Genomic DNA, 17445 nt, shown 5'->3' with positions numbered 1-17445 from the left:
TTGCTCTACCAGCTGAGCTACTTCGGCTTTTTTTGAGAACCCCAAAGTTACGCTAATTCAACAAAAAGGGAAAGCTTCTGTACTGTAATTCTGCTTTCAGCTGATTTCGCAGCCGGAGGCTGCGGATCCGGATGCGGGAGATACCTCACGTGATATTTGAATGGCCTGAAACATCAAACGTGTGCAAGATGATGCGGGGTCAGCGGTCAGCGGTCAGCGGTCAGCGGTCAGCGGTCAGCGGTCAAAATATCCATGCAAATTCACGTCTGCAAGTCCGCCCAATCCGCGTGCAATTTCCTGCGGGGCGACAGCGCTAAGCCCTTAGGATGAGCTTGTTGCGGTGCAGTTCTACGAGGCCTTCTTTTTCCATTTGTTTTAGCAGACGCGATACAACCACCCGTGCGGTTGCGAGTTCAATACTGATCTGCTCATGCGTGAGGTAGAGTACGCGGCTGCCCGAGACTTCCGCTTTGCGCTGCAGGTAGGCGAGCAGGCGCTCGTCCATTTTTTTGAAGGAGACGGCGTTCACAACCTCAAGCAGCTCTTCGAAGCGCTTGTGATACAGGCGAAACACATAGTTGAGCCACATCGGGTGCTCGCGGATGAGCTTCATCATGTTTTCCACCGAAACCAGCAGCAGTTCGCTTCGCTCTTCGGCTACGGCCCTGATTTTGCTCTTCTCATCGTGCATCCCTCCCAGAAACGACATGATGCAGCTTTCGCCCGGTTGCAGGTAGTAGAGCACCATCTCCCGGTAATCATCATCGGTCTGCATCACCTTAATGGTGCCTTTGGTCACAATGGGTATGGCCCGGATGCGGGCGTGCTCTTCCAGAATGACTTCACCGGGTTCGTAGCTTCGGGTTGTGCCGTATTCGAGCAGCAGCTCCCGCATTTCGGGGGATTTGCTTAGCTCGGGGATGTATTCAAAAAAGACGGGTTCCATATGTTATTTCTTATTTCCGCGTGAGTTTCGTGTAAAGCTTATCCATGCGGGCAAGGCAGGCTTCTTCGCTGTAGGTTTCTTCCACAAACCGCCGGCCGGCGAGGCCCATTCGCTGCCGGGTGTAAGGCTCGGTTGCCATACGGCTGAGGCAAACCTCGAGTGCGGCAGCGTTTTGTGAGGGGAATAAAAGGCCGGTTTCGCCTTCGCGGATTACTTCCGGTATGCCGCCAACCTTGCTGCCGATTACCGGTATGCCGCATGCCGAGGCTTCGATTACGGAGACCCCAAAGCTTTCTTCCCTGCTGGGTACCACCGCAATATCAGCGTTCTGAAGCAGCTGCGGCAGGGCTTCGGGCGATACGGCTCCGGGCATGCGGCAGATATCCTGCAGCCCGTGCCCCGCAATACGGGCCTCAAGGGCTTTGCGCTCCGGGCCCTCTCCGCAGATGTCGAGGCTGAAGTTTAGCCGGGGAAGCTGCCTGCGCAGCAATGCTGCCCCATCAATAAGCACATCAAGACCATATTTGTGCTCGAGGTGCCTCACGCTTATAATTCGGAAGGTGTTTTCCCGGCCCGGCAATGAGTTGCGGGCAGCAGGTCTGAAGCGGTTCAGGTCTGTACCGAAGGGGGTATGTGCAATCCGGGCGGGACTGCTTTTGAGCCATCTCACCCGCCTCACCATTATTTTGCTGGTCGCAGCGATATAATCGGCCCGTTTGAGGATGGCCGATGTGCCTGCAAGGTGCAGAAAACTCTTGTTGGGATAAGAAAAAACATCCGTACCCATCACAGAAAGCAGCAGCGGACGGCAGCCGGCCAAGGCAGCCAGAAAGCCGTAGTTGGTCGCGTAAAATGCGTGTACAAGGCCGGGTTTGAGGGCGCGGTGCAGTTTTCGCACTTTATGGGCAGAGGTGAAAAAGGTGGCTTTACCGGTACCGGGCAAACGGATTACAGGCACGGGACCGTAATCGAGCAGCTCATCCGGGTCGGCTGTTAGCAAATGAACGGGCCACCCAAGCCGGTACATCCCCATAGCCCAGCGCTGTGTATGCACAGAGCGGGACGAGGCAAGCATCAGTACAGGCGGTTTATCAGCCATTTGATGGGTATCAGAACAGATTGAAAGATGAGCTGTGCCGGCCGGCGGGTTTCCCTAAAGAGCCACAACCCCCAAAACCCGGCCGCACTATACGCAATAACGGAGGCCCAGGCAGCACCGGTTCCCCCATAAAGCGGAATCAACAGGAAGTTAAGGCCAATATTAAGAAGGGAAGCAAACGCTGTTATTTTAAGATAAGCTACCAACAAATTTTCAATTACAAAGTATTTTTTGAGTATTTCAATCAAAAAAACAAAAATAACTGCCCAGATATGAATGCTCAGAATTTGAGATGAGGGCAAGAAAGCATCCCCCAGAAAAAAAAGGATAATCCGCTCGCCGGTAAGCCAAACCGGCACGGCAATGGCTGCTGCACTGTAAATCAGAATGGAGCACAGGCGCCGGAACTGCTGCTCAAATGCGATGATGCTGCTTTTCCGGGCTGCCAGCAGGTTGGGGTAGGAGGCCAGCACAAGGGCCGCGGCGAGGTAGAGCCAGTATTCGGAAAACTGCACGGCTACGGCGTAGAAACCAAGCCCGGCATCTCCTGAAAAACGGCCGAGCATGAGCTGATCGGCCTTGAAGAGGGCCGTCGTGAACAAAAACCCGCCCATAACCGGCAGTGATTTCGAGAGGATGAGTTTTTCGGTACGGAAACTGCTGCCGCGAGGGGCATCTGCTGAGTCCGGCGGGTCTTTGCGGTAGAGCAGCCAAAAGCCGGCGGCGTTGCCCAGCAGTTCAAAGATTACGGCAGCCGCAATCCAGATCAGGCCTGCATCCCACCAGATCAGCATCAGCTTAAATAGGGCAAAGGTGAAAAAAGATGCGGCCTGCACCAGCACCGTGCGGCTCATTTTGAGGCGGAAGTGATACCAGAGCTCGTAGGCCTCGAAGGCGCGCAGGAGGTTTCCCAGGCCGAGGATGGCCGTGAGCAGCCAGAGTATCTGTGATTGCGGGCGCAGCAGTATAATGAGCGCCATAGCGAGTATCAGCGTGAGGGTATTCAGGCCGAGCATCAGCCGGAAACCGGCCCGGATGGTTTGGTACTGCCGGGCGGGGAATTCGGCGAGCTGCCGGGTGAGCACATCTTTCATACCGGGGCCGGCTATGCCCGTTACCAGCATCACGAGCGCGAGGGCGTAGCTGAGCATGCCGTACTGTTCGGGGCCCAGGTACCGGGCTACCATCACCGCTACCCCAAAAGCTGCGAGCATGCGCAGCATACGGTAGGTGCCCATCCAGGCGGATGAGGCCAGAATCTGTCGGTTTGTGTAGAGCTGTTTCAGGCGGGCTGGGTCTGTAAGGGCTTAGGGCTTTTGGGCTGCACGATAGGCGAGCCGGCCGGTTTCAAGGCTTTCCGGCAGGGGGGCGTTTTCGCTGAGATCGGTGCAACGAACGGTTTCGTTATCATCCATAATATAGCGCAGGCCCGATTCGGGGCAGGCCGATGCGTCGCCGGGCTTGCTGAGGCTGAGCTTGTGCCCGTGCCGGCTCATCCATCCGCGGATGCGGGCGGGGTTGCCGGCCATGAGGGCGTAATCAGGCACGCTGCGGGTTACTACGGCACCGGCGGCCACAAAGCAGTAGCGGCCCAGGGTGATGCCGCAAACGATGGTAGCGTTGGCCCCGACTGTTGCCCCGCGCCTGATGAGGGTGCGCTCATACTGCGCCTGTCGGTTCACCTGCGAGCGCGGGTTGGTAACATTGGTGAGTACGCAGCTCGGACCGAGGAACACTTCATCTTCCAGTTCCACCCCGGCGTACACCGATACATTGTTCTGAATTTTGACCCGGCTGCCGATAATTACGCCGTTGGCGATGTTCACGTTTTGGCCCAGCACGCAGCCTTCGCCGAGCCGGGCATCGCGCTGTACGTGGCAGAAATGCCAGATTTTGGTGCCTCTGCCGATGCTGCACGGGGCGTCAACCCAGGCACTTTCATGGATAAATACGCCGGGAAGCTCGGTGATGCGTGTCATGCGGGTTAAGATTTTTGGGGGGGGGATGAAATCTCGGTTGGCTTAGCGGATGAACGGACTTTTCGCGCCTTTGCTGCTGAGCGGCGCGGTGCGGATGCCGTGCACGAGTTCGATACTCGGGCGGGCGTCAGCCAGGCCGAAGCCGCGGCCGGCCAGGGTTTCTTCATACACGCGGGTATGCAGATCAGTGAAGCCGCCGCTGAATTCGATTTCGCGCCCGTCGATGGTGATGGAGCGGAAAGTCGGCTGACCGTTCTGCTTAGCGGATTCGGGAAGGTCTTCCCGGTCGAGGGAGAGGTACCAGCTTACATCGGCGCCTTCGAGCTCGAGGAACCCGCCCATTTTGTGGGGCTCCCGCAGGTGCACGTGCGATTGCCTCGGGGCGCCGAAAAACCACATCAGCATATCAAAAAAATGAATGCCGATATTGGTGGCGATACCGCCTGACTTGGAGAGATCGCCTTTCCACGAATAATGGTACCACAGGCCGCGGGAGGTGATATAGCTGAGCTGCACGGAGGGCCGCTTTGCAGGCGGGTTTTCCGCAAGCTCCTGCTTGAGGGCCATCAGCGAGGGGTGCACCCGAAGCTGCAGTACGTTAAAGACTTTTTTCTGATGCTCGCGCTCCATTTCTTCCAGGGCATCGAGGTTCCACGGGTTGAGCACCAGCGGCTTTTCGCAAAGGGCGTCGGCCCCGATTCGCAGCGCATGGCGGATGTGCGCATCGTGCAGGTAATTGGGTGAGCAGATACTCACGATGTCAATTTTATCGGGATGCCCGGCAAAGCGCAGTTTTTCGGCATGGCGGTCGTAGCGCTCAAACTGCGTAAAGAAAGAAGTTTCAGGAAAATAGCGGTCGAGGATTCCGACAGAGTCGTGCACATCAACGGCGGCAACAAGGCGGTTGCCGGTTTCGTGAATGGCCTGCAGGTGGCGGGGAGCGATATAACCTGCCACTCCGGTAAGGGCGAAGTTTTTCATGGGTGAGGCGTGCTTCAAAGGAACTGATCAGCGATTTATCCGGATTTTTGGCTTAAGATACGATAAAGGAAGCTAAGCATTTGAAAGGATTCGGTGCGGTTCCGGATTACAAATCAGCCTAATACAGCTTCTGCAAAAGCGGCAGATTATTTGTAAATTACTATTCTGACAAAAAACTGAAATCTGCCGGCTATGAAACCGTTTTAGCAACCCGCTTTGTTCTCTAAATAATTGAAATATACATGGCCCTGGCGTTAGCCCGCCAAGAGTGCTTTCCGCTCCTCCATTTACAGTACTGTTCGACTCATCTAAATATTATTCATGGTATTAGCCATAATTTCTGATTTACATGCCAACCTCGAGGCAACACAAGTTGTGCTGGAAGAACTTGACCGCATCGGGCCAGACCGGGTGATTTGCCTGGGCGATCTGATTGGTTATGGCCCTAACCCCGATGAGGTCGTTTCCCTGATTCGGGAGCGCGGGTATGAAACCGTAAAAGGGAATCACGATTCCGTGGTGAATGGTGCCATGTCGTTTAAGTTTTTTCGGGAACCCAATCAGAGTTTGCTTAAAAAATCGGTAGAAATGCTTTCCGCTGAAAACCGCGAGTGGCTCGGCGGCCTGCCCATGACCATCGAAACCGATGAATGGATTGCGGCGCACGCACACCCGCTGGAAACCGGCAGCTGGCCTTATCTCGACAACGCCATTAAGTGTCAGCAGCTGCTCAAAGAAGTTAAACAGCGGCTTGTATTTGTGGGCCACACCCATATAGGAGGCATCGTAGCCAATGAGTTTGGTGTTTTTGGCATCAAAGACGACTATAAATATGTCATCAATCCCGGAAGCGTGGGTCAGTCGAGGGATAAAGATTACCGGGCTTCCTTTCTGGTAATCGATTTTACTGCCAAAACCCATGAGTTCATCCGGCTGAAATACCCGCTGGCTGAAACCCTGAAAGCCTACGACAGGCTCGGCATAAAATCATCTCATGCACGGTTTTTAATGCAGCTGAGATGAGTAAAGGGCAGCAGATACCTGCAGATGATACCTACCCGAAAAGTTCCGTCTGGCAGCTCAGCGCTGTACGTGCGGGGGTGTTTCTGCTGCTCGTTTCCGCCTATATCGTGCTCGTACGGCCGGGGCGCGCCCTGATTATGCAGCAGCTCGTATATCCTCTAACCGAACAGCTCATCGCAGCGGAACCCGACCGCTATCACCTGCCTGAAGTTCAGAAATCTGTGACCTTCACCCTGTATGAGCGCAGCGGAACCGGCTGGAAAGAGCACATCTACAGTACCCCCTGGGGCTTCTACATGATACTGCCGATGCTCTTCTTCTGCTTTCTTACACACTATAAACCCTATCTGTACGTTCATGCGGGCATGCAGCTGCTGTTTGGCTTATTGGCAGTACTGGCTTACCTTCTAAGTCTGAGCCTTTTTGAGGGATTTATGCACGTTTACCGCATGCTTACTTACTATTTAACTCCCGGGGCTTCCTTTATTATTATTTTCGCTGCCGTGTTCCGGCAGTCATTCATGCAAAACAAGGTTTTTTGAAAATTAAGCCCCTTTTTGGAGCTCGTTCTTTACACTGAGTCCAAATAAAAAATTCTTGTTTTGATTTCCCTTTTTGTATTTTGTACTGATTATTAATATTGAATCCGGGTGCGCGACCCGCATTTCCAACACTCTATGGCAAATTTAACAAGTGCTGAAATTCAGAAGCAGCAGGATTTTAACGAGGAAATGCTCCCTCATCTTGATGCTATCTATAATTTTGCACTGCGACTTACAGCTGACCCGAATGATGCCGAAGACCTCGTACAGGATACGATCGTAAAGGCATTCCGCTTTTTTAGCAGTTATGAAAAGGGGACGAATGCCAAGGCATGGCTGTTCCGGATTCTGAAGAACTCCTACATTAATAATTACCGCAAGAAGTCTAAGCAGCCCCATCAGGTTGATTACTCTGAAGTTTCGCAGTATTACGAGTCGGTTCGCAGCGAGCAGTCAGAAACAACCGACCTTGAGGACCTCATGTACCGGGAGATGATGGATGATGATGTTACCACAGCCCTTACCGAGCTCCCGGAAGATTTCCGCACCGTTGTTTTATTGTGTGATGTGGAAGGCTTCACCTACGAAGAAATTGCAAACATGCTCGATGTGCCCATAGGTACCATCCGATCGAGGCTTCACCGGGGCAGGAACCTGCTCCGCGTAAGGCTTACAGAGTATGCCGAAAAGCGCGGTTTCAATCGGGATTAATTCTCCTGTTTTTTCCAAAGCCCCTCAACGGGGCTTTTTTTATGGACTACACTAACAATTTCCTGTTGGGCCGAATCTTCATCACAAATAAGGGTTTCGGCCTATTTCAGAGAAACAGGCCCGTTGGGGTTATATGCGACCCCTGAAGGAGGCTGATGCAGCAGCGCCCAACTGCTCTGACTATAAACATCCCTTCCCCCCGGTCGGGTCCGGTATTGTGTAACGAGTTCCGTTTGCAATTTCAAATCCCGCTGTTCGGCTAAGCCAGGCAGCATACGGGTTGCAGTTGCATCCTGAATTGCCTGATGTGCGGAGGTTGGAGGGGTACACACCGGCTCAAAAAGAAACCCCAAAGGGATTTTATGTTTATAGCCCCGCATCAGGATCTACATTTCCAGTATGGAGTAATCCGTTTTCAGCGGGAGTTCAATCCTGAACCGGGTACCGTCGCCCGGATTAGAGCGGTCGATAAATATTTTACCGCCGTGGTACTCTTCGATAATGCGCCGGGCGAGGCTCAGCCCAAGCCCCCAGCCCCGTTTTTTAGTACTAAAACCGGGGCTGAACACTTCTTTATGAAGCCTGCGCTCAATACCCTTTCCGGTATCTTCCACATCAATGCGCAGCAAGCCGCCGTCAAGTACAGAGGTTACACTCACGAAGCCTTCATCGGTGGCATCGAAAGCATTTTTAATCAGGTTTTCAAGGGCCCAGGTAAACAGCTGTTCATTCAGGGCTACCTTGCCCTGCATTTCAATATCTTTTTTAAAACCGATTTTACCGCCCAGCTGTGGCAGCCTGCGGCTCATATAGCTGCATACATGGCTTACAACCGGGCCGGCCCGCATCACTTTTAACTCCGGCTCTGAGCCTATTTTATTAAAGCGGTCGGCTATCGTCTGCAGCCGGTCCACATCGTTTTCGAGTTCATGAACGATCGACAGGGTGTACTCATCCTCCCCTGCGCTCTCTTTCAGCAGCTCAATCCATCCCATAAGGCTCGAAATCGGTGTACCCAGCTGATGGGCTGATTCCCGTGCCATCCCAACCCAAAGCTTGCTCTGCTCATTCCGCTTGATGCTGCTCAGGCTCGCATATCCAAGCCCGAGGAACAGGGTGAGCAAACCGAACTGAATGTAGGGAAAGAACCTAAGCGTGCTTACGAGTGCGCTGTTGCCATAGTAGAGCATCTGCATTTCCTGTGAGTCGCCATCCCCTACAAAAAAAATGATAGGATCGTTAACACTCGCGTACTTTGATACAAGCCTGCTGTCCAGATCGTTTTCACGGATATTGCGGTGATGCACGATTCGCCCCTCCTGATCTACCACAATAGAAGGGATTTCAAACAGGTTGTTAATGATCACCTCGTTGGCTACGAAGTCAAGGCCGGCGTTGCTCAGCTCGGATTGTACACGGCTGATTACAGCGCTCCACCGGTTCCTCAGCTCAGGGCCGACAAGCGGATGGGCTTCAACCTCCTGAGCCATCCGCTGCAGCAGCATCTGCGACTGCTGATACTGCTCTACAGAAATATAGGCCGAGGCTTTAGCCCAAAGTTCGGTACTTGCCCGCTCGTTATCGCGTATCTGACCAATCAGATACTGTGTGTACACAAAAGAAGCGATTGCCAGCAATACCAGCAGGCTGATAATGAAAGCTTTAACGCGGAAGCTTGTGGTTGAGGTTGCCGATTGGAGGTTCATGAATTTCTGGAACTTAAGTGAGGCTGTGCTAAGATACCGGTGCTGCTGTAAGGCTCAAAGCCGAACTTTAGCCAGCGCTTACCGGGCTTACCTGAGGCCCGTCGGTAACACTGAAATGCCGGTTACGCGCTGTATCAAACGGGATGAGCCCTTCAAATGGTGTCTGATTGGCTGCCGTAATAAACGCCTGCCCGGTATGTGCGTTCAGCATATCGGCGAGCACCTTCACCTTGGCCGGGTCGAGATCGCCGAAAACATCATCCAGTAAAAAAACGGGCAGGTCGTCGAGGGTATCGCTGAAGTAGGCAAGCTGCGCGAGTTTAAGGGCAAGTGCAAACAAGCGGTGCTGCCCCTGTGAGCCAAACTTGCGAAGTTCCATACCATCCAGGTAAAAAACAAGGTCGTCGCGATGAGGGCCAAATAGCGTCATCTGCCGTTCGGTTTCCTTGTCGTGATTATCCTCTATAAGTGCGGCAAAAAGCCCGGCAATATGGGTTTCGTCTGCGCCTTCCGGAACCGGAGCTATTGTTTTGTATTCAAAAGAAGGTTTCAGCCCGATTCCGGAAATCAGGGCGTAGCTATCTTCCAGAAAGCGGGCAAAGCGGGCAAGTACATTTCTGCGGCGTTCAATTATTTTGGCGCCTGATTTTGCGAGCTGCTGATTCCAAGGTTCGAGCTGAATCCGGAGCAGGTCGGGGCGCACATTTCGCATGGAAAGCAGCCGGTTGCGCTGCCGGATAATTCTGCGGTACTCGAGCAGATCGGTAAGGTATGAACGGTACACCTGACTGATCATCGCATCGAGAAAAGACCGCCTTTCGGCCGGGCCTTCGTTGGTGAGGCGTTTATCGTCTGGGGAGAGCACTACAACGGGCACAATGCCGATAAGATCGGAGAGGCGCTCCAGCGGGCTGTCGTTTACCCTGAATTTTTTACCCTCGCCACGGCTGTAGCTGCACGAAAGCCCGAAAGCACTGCGAATACTTCCGCTTAGCTGTGCTTCAATAAAAAAGCCGGAGCTGCCCTGCCTCACAACGTACATATCGGAGGAAGTGGCGAAACTCCGGCTCATACACAAATAGTGTATCGCATCGATAAGGTTGGTTTTCCCCATCCCGTTGCGCCCGGTTATCAGGTTTATGCCTGGGGCAAAGTTAACTTCAGTGGCCTCATGGTTTCTGAAGTTTTCCAGCCTGATGCTGTTAACAATCATTCTGTACCAGGCTAATGCTCGGGGGGGCTGCTATCACAAAGATTGGCCTTATTCTGATGCCGGTTCATTTTTGGGGCGGGCTTCATTCACAATAATGGCCCGCTCCATAAAAACAGTGTTGTTTAGCTTATCTATGGCTACACCTGCTTTTTCATCATCTTCAAGCTCAACAAAACCAAACCCTTTTGATCGGCCCGTTTTGCGTTCTTTAATGATAACTGCATTTTTCACGTCGCCGAAGTAGCCAAATAAAGTTTCAAGATCCTGCTCGGTTGCTTCCCAGGCAAGATTTCCTACATATATATTCATCTCTTAAGCTCATTTTTTCAAATTTCGATTGTCAGAACTTCCGTGGGTGTCTGAGGTGCTTTTAACACCGCCTCAAACCCGAAACGTTTGGTAACAGCCTGCCTTTGTACCGGCTTTTACTCGCTGGAGCTGTGGTACCGAACAAAAAAGGCTGCAGCACTCCGAGAAGCAGCCGCAGCCTTAAAGTCAGGCGGCAAGATCAGCGGGCGCGCCGCTCATCTTACCGGTTTCTGTTCACTATACAACCCTGAAAGCCGGTTTCCCGGAATTCAGAGGTATGAAACGGCAAGCCTGAAGCAGTTTGAGCTGCTTAGAAACCAAATACTTCGTGTCCCAGAAAGATTGCCTGTGCACCCAGCTGCTCTTCAATGCGAATAAGCTGATTGTACTTGGCGATACGGTCAGTACGACTCATAGAGCCGGTCTTGATCTGCCCTGCGTTGGTAGCAACAGCCAGATCAGCAATGGTAGTATCTTCGGTTTCGCCGGAACGGTGGCTGATAACAGCTGTGTAGCCGTTTTTGTGTGCCATCTCGATAGCATCGAGGGTTTCGGTGAGGGTACCGATCTGATTTACCTTAATAAGGATGGAGTTGGCTACGCCAAGCTCAATGCCTTTGGCCAGGATTTCGGTATTGGTAACAAAAAGGTCGTCACCAACCAGCTGCACCTTATCACCAATGGCATCGGTGAGTTTCTTCCAGCCTTCCCAGTCAGACTCGTCCATACCATCTTCGATGGAAATGATGGGGTACTTGCTGCACCATCCCGCCCAGTAATCGGCCAGCTCGTCAGAGGTCATCTTTTGACCGCTGCTCCACTTAAGTTCATACAGGCCAGTTTCTTTGTTGTAGAATTCAGAAGCGGCAGGATCGAGGGCTATAAGGATGTCATCTTGTGGCTTATATCCTGCATTTTCAATGGCTTTGAGAATTACCTCAACAGCTTCTTCGTTAGATTTCAGGTTTGGTGCGAAACCGCCTTCATCACCTACAGAAGTGTTGTAGCCTTTAGATGAAAGTACTTTTTTGAGGTGATGGAAAACCTCACTGCCCATCCGCAGCGCATCGCTCAGGCTTGATGCACCGGCAGGCATAATCATGAATTCCTGAAAATCAACGTTGTTATCGGCATGTGAGCCTCCGTTGATGATGTTCATCATGGGCAGGGGAAGTACTTTTGCGTTAACACCGCCCACATAGCGCCAGAAAGGAATTTCGAGGTAACCGGCTGCCGCATCGGCAACAGCAAGAGATACGCCCAGCAGCGCATTGGCACCGAGTTTTGATTTGTTGTCAGTACCGTCGAGTTCGAGCAGCAGCTCATCGATTTCAACCTGATTCAGCACATTCTCGCCAATCAGCTCATCTGCGATAATATCGTTCACATTTTCAACAGCTTTGGAAACACCTTTGCCGTGGTAGCGGTCTTTATCGCCGTCTCTGAGCTCAACAGCTTCGAGTTCGCCGGTTGAAGCACCAGACGGAACAGCCGCACGACCCAAAACACCGTTTTCAAGGATAATATCGACTTCAACGGTCGGGTTGCCTCTTGAGTCAAAAATCTGTCGGGCTACAATATCTTCAATAATTGCCATAGCTATTTTGTATTTGTTTATTATAATGACGGTTTTCACTGCAATGAGCGGCCGGTTCTAAAGACCAGCGGATTTCAAAACTCCGCGCCGGGCTGCCGTTGCAGCAAAGACCTATGTAAATTGAGTTGACTTAAAAACTTAAATCACGGCAATATACGGTTTTTCACCCGTATTTCTTAATCCATAATCTAATAGGATTATTTGTTTTTTGGTTTCATCCATTATTTTACGGGGAGCTGCACCTGCGCTAAACCTTTGTTAATATGAGTGCTAAAGCTTTTTGTACGGGCTTCTCATCAGGTAAAATGGTTTGCAGCCGCTCCCGCTTCAAAAATGTATTATCTAACTCTAAAAATCGCTTTCTGAACATGCGCCCGGCTTTTATTTTATTTGATATTGATGGCACCCTGCTACGTATTCGGGAGGGCTTCATGCCGAAACTTATAGACGTGCTGCTGCGCAAGCTGGGCAGAGAAACTTTTGAGGTAGGCTCTACCTCCTTTGCAGGCCGTACCGACCGCGACATTTTCACGCAGCTGCTGGAAGCCAATCAGCTGTGCACCAGCAATTTTGATACGCTGCGGCAGGTATATGTAGATACGCTGGAAGAAATGCTTGCTCCAAGCGATCTTGATACGCTGCCCGGCGCTGCTGAAGCCGCAGCATGGTGCCTGGAGCAGGGGCTGCCCGCGGGGCTGCTTACCGGTAACTTCAGAGAGGCGGCCTTCACCAAACTTAGCCGTGCAGGGCTGGATAGCTATTTTGAAACCGGGGCGTTTGGGGGGAATCATTTTGACCGTAACGAACTGCCGGAAATAGCCTGGGAAATAGGCCGATCTGTGGTTGGTAACGATCTGCTCCCGCAGAACATGGTAATTATCGGTGATACGCCCCGCGATATCGGCTGCGCGCAGCATTTTGGATGCAAGAGTGTGGCCGTAACTACAGGGCCTTTCAGCCGGGAAGAGCTGAGCCGTTTCGGCCCCGATCTCGTGCTCGACAGCCTTGAGGCGCCTCAGCAGTGGCTAACGGCTCTTCTCGAAAAGTAAACAGGCTCTGCATGCATTACGCATACAAAGCCTGTCTTATTAATATTTTGCCGCCACAAATGCTATCCGCGCCACAGTACCGCAGTGCCGCTATACATCAGCCCGGTTTACCCTACCACATGCCGCCGAACATCAGGGTGATGGTGGGTGTCAGAAAAAGTTTTTGGGCCGGGAAGCCCGTGCCGCGTTCTATTTCCAGAAAACCCTCACGCTCTACGAGCCGGTTGGGCTCCATTATCTGAATGCCTTTCGGATAATAATGCCCCATAACCCCAAACTCCAGCGAAGTGAGGGTATTGAAGGTTTGGCCGAAATCTACAGCAAGGGCCAGTTTCCCCGACCAGCCGGTTTGCCAGCTGCCGTCGCCCCAGCCCTGGAAAACATCATAGATCCGGCTGCCCGGCAGCTGCACCTGTGCAGGGCCGTCTTCCAGAAGGAGGTCTTCAAAGTACGGATATACAAAAGAAAAGCTGGCGCCGAGCATACCGGAAACATAAAACCTGAAGTTATCTTCAATATAATCAGCAAGCAGGCGCTGGCGAACGCCCGTCATAACCGGAAAATTCAAAACCCTGTTGTATTTATTGGGAATGATCTGCTGACCGAACCAGGTCACAAAAGCCTGTTCGCGTGAGTCTTTAATATTTCCGAAACCTGCTTCACTCACCCACTGTGTATGCGGCCCAAGCACGTAGCGGTACTGCCCGGAAATGGAGAACCCGTGGTTAGTAATGTTGAGGTTAAACGTAGCACCGTGGCGCAGACCAAAATCAAGCGGACTCACCCAGCCTGAGGCGGGACGGATTTCCGGTTCTATAGTTTGGCGGGCCTGTGCTTCGTTTACCGGCAACACTGAAAAAATAATTACGGCAAAGAAGGCAGCCCAAACAAGCTTGCACGATTTTGCCCGAAGAATATGTCGCATGGCTCAAAAATAGGGTTTTGAATTGGGTTCTATTTTGTGTATATCCTGAATCGAATTTCTGAAGTCAGATTTTGTTCATTAACTGCTGTATAACTAACACCCGGGTGCGTATTTATACCTGCACCTGTTACAGTTAATGTAATCAAAACATCTAATTCAGCATTCCGAAATCATCCTTGTGCTGCAGTTTTTTATTTTCACCTGCAGTTCCCGGTTTAACAGAACAACAGTTATATACTATTATACATCATTTTTGGTTCCTAAGGATATCAAACGTCCACATTAAATAAGAGGTATGGATTCAGTCAGAAAATTTATGATTTACGGCCCGTCAGATACGCTTCAAATGTTTGCCGGCAGCCTTGCAGATAAAACGAAACCTCAGTATCACTTTGCTCATCACATTTCCGAAACAGGGCATGTGATCAGTGTTTTCATTTATGAAGAACACCGAAAGCTCATCAACTCGAGCACTACCGTAACTGCCCTGATTAAAACGCTTAGTGATAAAATTGAAATTGATTTTGTGATTACCGGTGGCAGAATGGGCTTTAGGGGCAGTTCGGCATCTTCAGATAACATAGAGCCGCTCATTCAGGATGTGGTTTACGGGTTTATTGTGGAGTTCAGCGGTCGTTTCGGGCTAACCATTCAGGAGAGTAAAACTACAGAAGATACCGACGCGGATGCCTGAACTGCCTGCTGTGCCGAAAACCTGGACGGTGCTCAGCATGCTCGACTGGGCAACCGGCTATTTTGAAAGCAAAAGTATCAATCAGCCGAGGCTGAGCATTGAATGGCTTCTGGCCGACGCCTTAGCCTGCAAACGGCTTGACCTTTACCTTCAATTCGACCGGCTGCTGCACACCAAAGAACTGAGCACCCTCAAACCCGCTATACTCCGGCGGGCCGCACACGAGCCCCTTCAGTATATAACCGGCAAAACAGATTTTTTTGGCCTGGAAATGAAGGTTGGGCCGGAAGTGCTGATTCCCCGGCCCGAAACAGAGCAGCTGGTTGAACTTATTCTGGAAGATGCAGCACAGGAATCAGAGCTGTGTATTCTCGATGCGGGCACAGGCAGCGGATGCATCGCTATTGCCCTGAAAACAGAACGGCCCGATTTTTTACTCAGCGCCTTCGACATAAGCAGGCAGGCTCTCGAAACGGCCCGCATCAATGCAGAGAAACACAAAGCCCAAATTCGCTTTTTTGAACATGACCTGTTCAGACCTGACTTAACCGGAGGTGCGGGTCCGTACCACATTATTGTCTCAAACCCGCCCTATATACCCTTTAGCGAACGCGCTTCAATTGACCGGGAGGTTGCCGCTTTCGAACCGGAAACGGCGCTTTTCCACCACGATGTCAGCTCCGTTTATGCTGCACTTGCCCGTTTTGGCAGGAAAAACCTGAGGCCTGGCGGCACTTTATATGCTGAAATTCACGAAAACCTCGGCCCGGAAATCAGCCGTGAAATTGCGGGATACGGCTTTCAGGTACAGATACGGCAGGATTATGCCGGAAAAGACAGGATGCTGGCCTGCAAAATTCTGTAAGAATAAAATGTGGATAACTTGTTTGTAACTTTTTTTGGGCGTAAGCGGCCCTGAATTCCGGATATGCAAACCTGCCTTTGTTGTGCCTTAAGTGCCGTCAAGTAAAAAAATGAGGCTTTACAAAATTCACCTCAAGTATTTAATTATAAAGCTCTTAACACACTTATACCACTATGTGGATAACTACCCCAACCTGGGGGCCGACCCTTTGACTTACAGGAAATAATTCAGCATTTTAAGCCAGTGATATTCAGCGACCGGTTACCCCCTCTGTGGATAACTGTGCTTCAAATTGCCTTTCTTCAACCATTTTTTCCAAGTTCATCGTGTCTCTGCAAGAAACAAACGTGTCTCATGAGATAGCCCGGGCGAAATGGGCTCAGTGCCTGACTCTGATAAAAGATAAAATCAACGCACAAAAATATTCAGCCTGGTTTGAGCCCATTGTACCTTTAAGGATTGAGGGACAAACGCTAACCATACAGGTGCCCTCACAGTTCTGGTATGAGTGGCTCGAGGAGCATTACTACACCATTCTTCGCAACACCATCCAAAGTGTAATCGGCCGGGACGGTAAACTGCAGTACTCCATCAAGGTAGAAAGTAAAAATGAGGCTTACGCCCCGCCGGCTGCCTCGGTAAACCTGCCTCAGCGCAGCATGCCCGGCACACAGCCCTACCACAACTCCCTGAACGACCTGCCGCGCTATCAGACCAATCAGATTCAGAATCCTTTTGTTATTCCCGGAATTCAGAAAAACAGACTCAACTCCAATCTGAACTCCAGCTATGTGTTCGACCGCTTCATTGAAGGCGACTGCAACCGCCTTGCCCGTTCAGCCGGGATTGCTATTGCCGAAAACCCGGGCGCAAATTCCTTTAATCCGTTTTTTATTTACGGAGGCACCGGCTTGGGTAAAACACACCTTACTCAAAGCATCGGCAACAAAATCCGCAACGACTTCGGCAACGAAAAAAACATCCTCTACATTACCTCTGATGACTTCACCAACGAGTTTGTGCGGGCCATCCGTAACAACCGTGCAAGTGAATTTTCAATGATGTACCGGAATATCGATGTGCTCATCATCGACGATATTCAGTTTTTCAGCGGTAAGGAGAAAACTCAGGAAGAGTTTTTCCACATTTTCAATGCTCTTCATCAGGAAGGCAAGCAGATTATCCTTACAAGCGACCGCCCCCCCAAAGACATCTCAGATATTGAAGACAGGCTCATTTCCCGCTTCAAATGGGGCTTAACTGCCGATCTGCAAATGCCGGATTACGAAACCCGTTTCGCAATTCTTGAACGGAAAGCCATCGACAACGGCATTGAGTTCGAGCCGCAGATCCTGGAGTTTATCGCCACCAATTTCAAATCATCCGTGCGTGATCTTGAAGGGGCCATCATCAAGCTGCTTGCGGCTTCCTCGCTTCAGCAAATCGACCACATTGACCTGCCCATGGCCAAACGTATCCTCAAGGATATGATTAAGGAAACAACGAAACAGGTAACCGTTGAGAACATTCAGGCCCTTGTTTGCGACTTTTTCGGCATCGACACCAACAAAGTACGTGAAAAAACGCGCAAGCAGGAAATTGTGGAAGCCCGTCAGATTGCCATGTATCTTTCCAAAAAACTCACTAAATCCAGCCTGAAGTCCATTGGTCTGCAGTTCGGCGGTCGCGATCATTCAACGGTGATTCATGCAATCACCACGATAGAAGACCGCATTCAGACAAGCCAAAGACATGCACAAATTGTGAAAGAGCTCACGCAGAAAATTGAGCTTGCCAGCCTGTAAC

At 51.2% G+C, this 17445-nt stretch carries 17 protein-coding genes; 7 read left to right on the top strand and 10 right to left on the bottom strand.

Translation table 11 applies throughout. From position 1 onward, the window contains the following. Nucleotides 1-313 precede the first annotated feature (313 nt). Genes LAT75_RS01545 through LAT75_RS01525 form a run of 5 tightly spaced genes read right to left on the bottom strand, consistent with a single transcriptional unit; the run spans nt 314 to nt 5005 of the window. Complete coding sequence (locus LAT75_RS01545; RefSeq protein ID WP_291480851.1) at nt 314-946, bottom strand: Crp/Fnr family transcriptional regulator; 633 nt, start codon at nt 944-946, stop codon at nt 314-316. A gap of 10 nt (nt 947-956) precedes the next feature. Next, nucleotides 957-2045, bottom strand: a complete 1089-nt coding sequence (locus tag LAT75_RS01540) for a glycosyltransferase (protein ID WP_291480850.1) — start codon at nt 2043-2045, stop codon at nt 957-959. Beyond that, nucleotides 2021-3301 (bottom strand): flippase, encoded by a 1281-nt coding sequence (locus LAT75_RS01535; protein WP_291480853.1) that lies wholly within the window; start codon nt 3299-3301, stop codon nt 2021-2023. Before LAT75_RS01535 ends, LAT75_RS01540 begins: the two co-directional genes overlap by 25 nt. A 51-nt stretch (nt 3302-3352) precedes the next feature. Continuing rightward, nucleotides 3353-4024, bottom strand: coding sequence for an acyltransferase (locus tag LAT75_RS01530; RefSeq protein ID WP_291480849.1), 672 nt, complete (start codon nt 4022-4024; stop codon nt 3353-3355). A 42-nt stretch (nt 4025-4066) separates the two neighbouring features. After that, nucleotides 4067-5005, bottom strand: coding sequence for a Gfo/Idh/MocA family oxidoreductase (locus LAT75_RS01525; RefSeq protein ID WP_291480848.1), 939 nt, complete (start codon nt 5003-5005; stop codon nt 4067-4069). 321 nt (nt 5006-5326) lie between these two features. Between LAT75_RS01525 and LAT75_RS01520 the strand changes: the two genes are divergently transcribed. The 3 genes from LAT75_RS01520 (at nt 5327) to LAT75_RS01510 (ending at nt 7281) form a co-directional block, all read left to right on the top strand. Beyond that, a complete protein-coding gene (locus LAT75_RS01520; RefSeq protein WP_291480847.1) occupies nt 5327-6028 on the top strand; it encodes a metallophosphoesterase family protein in 702 nt (233 codons plus the stop codon). Continuing rightward, nucleotides 6025-6570, top strand: a complete 546-nt coding sequence (locus LAT75_RS01515; protein ID WP_291480846.1) for a hypothetical protein — start codon at nt 6025-6027, stop codon at nt 6568-6570. The genes LAT75_RS01520 and LAT75_RS01515 overlap by 4 nt, the downstream gene beginning before the upstream one ends. 135 nt (nt 6571-6705) lie before the next feature. Beyond that, nucleotides 6706-7281, top strand: coding sequence for a sigma-70 family RNA polymerase sigma factor (locus LAT75_RS01510; protein ID WP_291480845.1), 576 nt, complete (start codon nt 6706-6708; stop codon nt 7279-7281). 386 nt (nt 7282-7667) lie between these two features. Here the strand turns inward: LAT75_RS01510 and LAT75_RS01505 are convergent, their stop codons facing one another. The 4 genes from LAT75_RS01505 to eno all read right to left on the bottom strand — a co-directional run bounded on the left by LAT75_RS01505 (nt 7668) and on the right by eno (nt 12106). Continuing rightward, nucleotides 7668-8987: a HAMP domain-containing sensor histidine kinase gene (locus LAT75_RS01505; RefSeq protein ID WP_291480844.1), complete on the bottom strand. Its 1320-nt coding sequence runs from the start codon at nt 8985-8987 to the stop codon at nt 7668-7670. Nucleotides 8988-9054: 67 nt separating this feature from the next. Beyond that, nucleotides 9055-10200: a DNA replication and repair protein RecF gene (gene recF / locus LAT75_RS01500; RefSeq protein WP_291480843.1), complete on the bottom strand. Its 1146-nt coding sequence runs from the start codon at nt 10198-10200 to the stop codon at nt 9055-9057. A 48-nt stretch (nt 10201-10248) separates the two neighbouring features. Continuing rightward, complete coding sequence (locus tag LAT75_RS01495) at nt 10249-10509, bottom strand: RNA-binding protein (RefSeq protein ID WP_291480842.1); 261 nt, start codon at nt 10507-10509, stop codon at nt 10249-10251. Nucleotides 10510-10819: 310 nt separating this feature from the next. After that, entirely contained in the window at nt 10820-12106 is a 1287-nt protein-coding gene (gene eno / locus LAT75_RS01490) for a phosphopyruvate hydratase (RefSeq protein WP_291480841.1), read from the bottom strand. Between the two features lie 263 nt (nt 12107-12369). On the opposite strand from eno, the gene LAT75_RS01485 reads away from it, so the two are divergent. After that, a complete protein-coding gene (locus LAT75_RS01485) occupies nt 12370-13155 on the top strand; it encodes an HAD hydrolase-like protein (protein WP_291480840.1) in 786 nt (261 codons plus the stop codon). A gap of 112 nt (nt 13156-13267) precedes the next feature. Here LAT75_RS01485 and LAT75_RS01480 read toward each other — a convergent pair whose 3' ends face one another. Then, on the bottom strand, nt 13268-14080 hold the full coding sequence (locus LAT75_RS01480) for a hypothetical protein (protein ID WP_291480839.1): 813 nt from the start codon (nt 14078-14080) through the stop codon (nt 13268-13270). A gap of 295 nt (nt 14081-14375) precedes the next feature. Between LAT75_RS01480 and LAT75_RS01475 the strand changes: the two genes are divergently transcribed. The 3 genes from LAT75_RS01475 to dnaA all read left to right on the top strand — a co-directional run bounded on the left by LAT75_RS01475 (nt 14376) and on the right by dnaA (nt 17444). Continuing rightward, complete coding sequence (locus LAT75_RS01475; protein ID WP_291480838.1) at nt 14376-14774, top strand: hypothetical protein; 399 nt, start codon at nt 14376-14378, stop codon at nt 14772-14774. Next, nucleotides 14767-15639 carry a peptide chain release factor N(5)-glutamine methyltransferase gene (gene prmC, locus LAT75_RS01470; RefSeq protein WP_291480837.1) on the top strand — a complete coding sequence of 291 codons (873 nt, stop codon included), beginning with the start codon at nt 14767-14769 and terminating at the stop codon, nt 15637-15639. The genes LAT75_RS01475 and prmC overlap by 8 nt, the downstream gene beginning before the upstream one ends. Before the next feature lie 326 nt (nt 15640-15965). Further along, nucleotides 15966-17444: a chromosomal replication initiator protein DnaA gene (dnaA, locus tag LAT75_RS01465; protein WP_291480836.1), complete on the top strand. Its 1479-nt coding sequence runs from the start codon at nt 15966-15968 to the stop codon at nt 17442-17444. Nucleotide 17445 lies beyond the last annotated feature (1 nt).

The sequence above is a fragment of the Cyclonatronum sp. genome (assembly GCF_022565315.1).
Taxonomy (GTDB): domain Bacteria; phylum Bacteroidota; class Rhodothermia; order Balneolales; family Cyclonatronaceae; genus Cyclonatronum.
This window is presented reverse-complemented; position numbering and strand designations above follow the sequence as displayed.

What these genes read in the sequence shown, in the direction of transcription:
- LAT75_RS01485 (WP_291480840.1), top strand. Translation starts at nt 12,370, where the DNA reads ATGAGTGCTAAAGCTTTTTGTACGGGCTTCTCATCAGGTAAAATGGTT.
- LAT75_RS01495 (WP_291480842.1), bottom strand. Translation starts at nt 10,509, where the DNA reads ATGAATATATATGTAGGAAATCTTGCCTGGGAAGCAACCGAGCAGGAT.
- LAT75_RS01515 (WP_291480846.1), top strand. Translation starts at nt 6,025, where the DNA reads ATGAGTAAAGGGCAGCAGATACCTGCAGATGATACCTACCCGAAAAGT.
- eno (WP_291480841.1), bottom strand. Translation starts at nt 12,106, where the DNA reads ATGGCAATTATTGAAGATATTGTAGCCCGACAGATTTTTGACTCAAGA.
- LAT75_RS01505 (WP_291480844.1), bottom strand. Translation starts at nt 8,987, where the DNA reads ATGAACCTCCAATCGGCAACCTCAACCACAAGCTTCCGCGTTAAAGCT.
- LAT75_RS01540 (WP_291480850.1), bottom strand. Translation starts at nt 2,045, where the DNA reads ATGGCTGATAAACCGCCTGTACTGATGCTTGCCTCGTCCCGCTCTGTG.
- LAT75_RS01545 (WP_291480851.1), bottom strand. Translation starts at nt 946, where the DNA reads ATGGAACCCGTCTTTTTTGAATACATCCCCGAGCTAAGCAAATCCCCC.
- LAT75_RS01530 (WP_291480849.1), bottom strand. Translation starts at nt 4,024, where the DNA reads ATGACACGCATCACCGAGCTTCCCGGCGTATTTATCCATGAAAGTGCC.
- LAT75_RS01525 (WP_291480848.1), bottom strand. Translation starts at nt 5,005, where the DNA reads ATGAAAAACTTCGCCCTTACCGGAGTGGCAGGTTATATCGCTCCCCGC.
- LAT75_RS01475 (WP_291480838.1), top strand. Translation starts at nt 14,376, where the DNA reads ATGGATTCAGTCAGAAAATTTATGATTTACGGCCCGTCAGATACGCTT.
- LAT75_RS01520 (WP_291480847.1), top strand. Translation starts at nt 5,327, where the DNA reads ATGGTATTAGCCATAATTTCTGATTTACATGCCAACCTCGAGGCAACA.
- recF (WP_291480843.1), bottom strand. Translation starts at nt 10,200, where the DNA reads ATGATTGTTAACAGCATCAGGCTGGAAAACTTCAGAAACCATGAGGCC.
- prmC (WP_291480837.1), top strand. Translation starts at nt 14,767, where the DNA reads ATGCCTGAACTGCCTGCTGTGCCGAAAACCTGGACGGTGCTCAGCATG.
- LAT75_RS01510 (WP_291480845.1), top strand. Translation starts at nt 6,706, where the DNA reads ATGGCAAATTTAACAAGTGCTGAAATTCAGAAGCAGCAGGATTTTAAC.
- LAT75_RS01480 (WP_291480839.1), bottom strand. Translation starts at nt 14,080, where the DNA reads ATGCGACATATTCTTCGGGCAAAATCGTGCAAGCTTGTTTGGGCTGCC.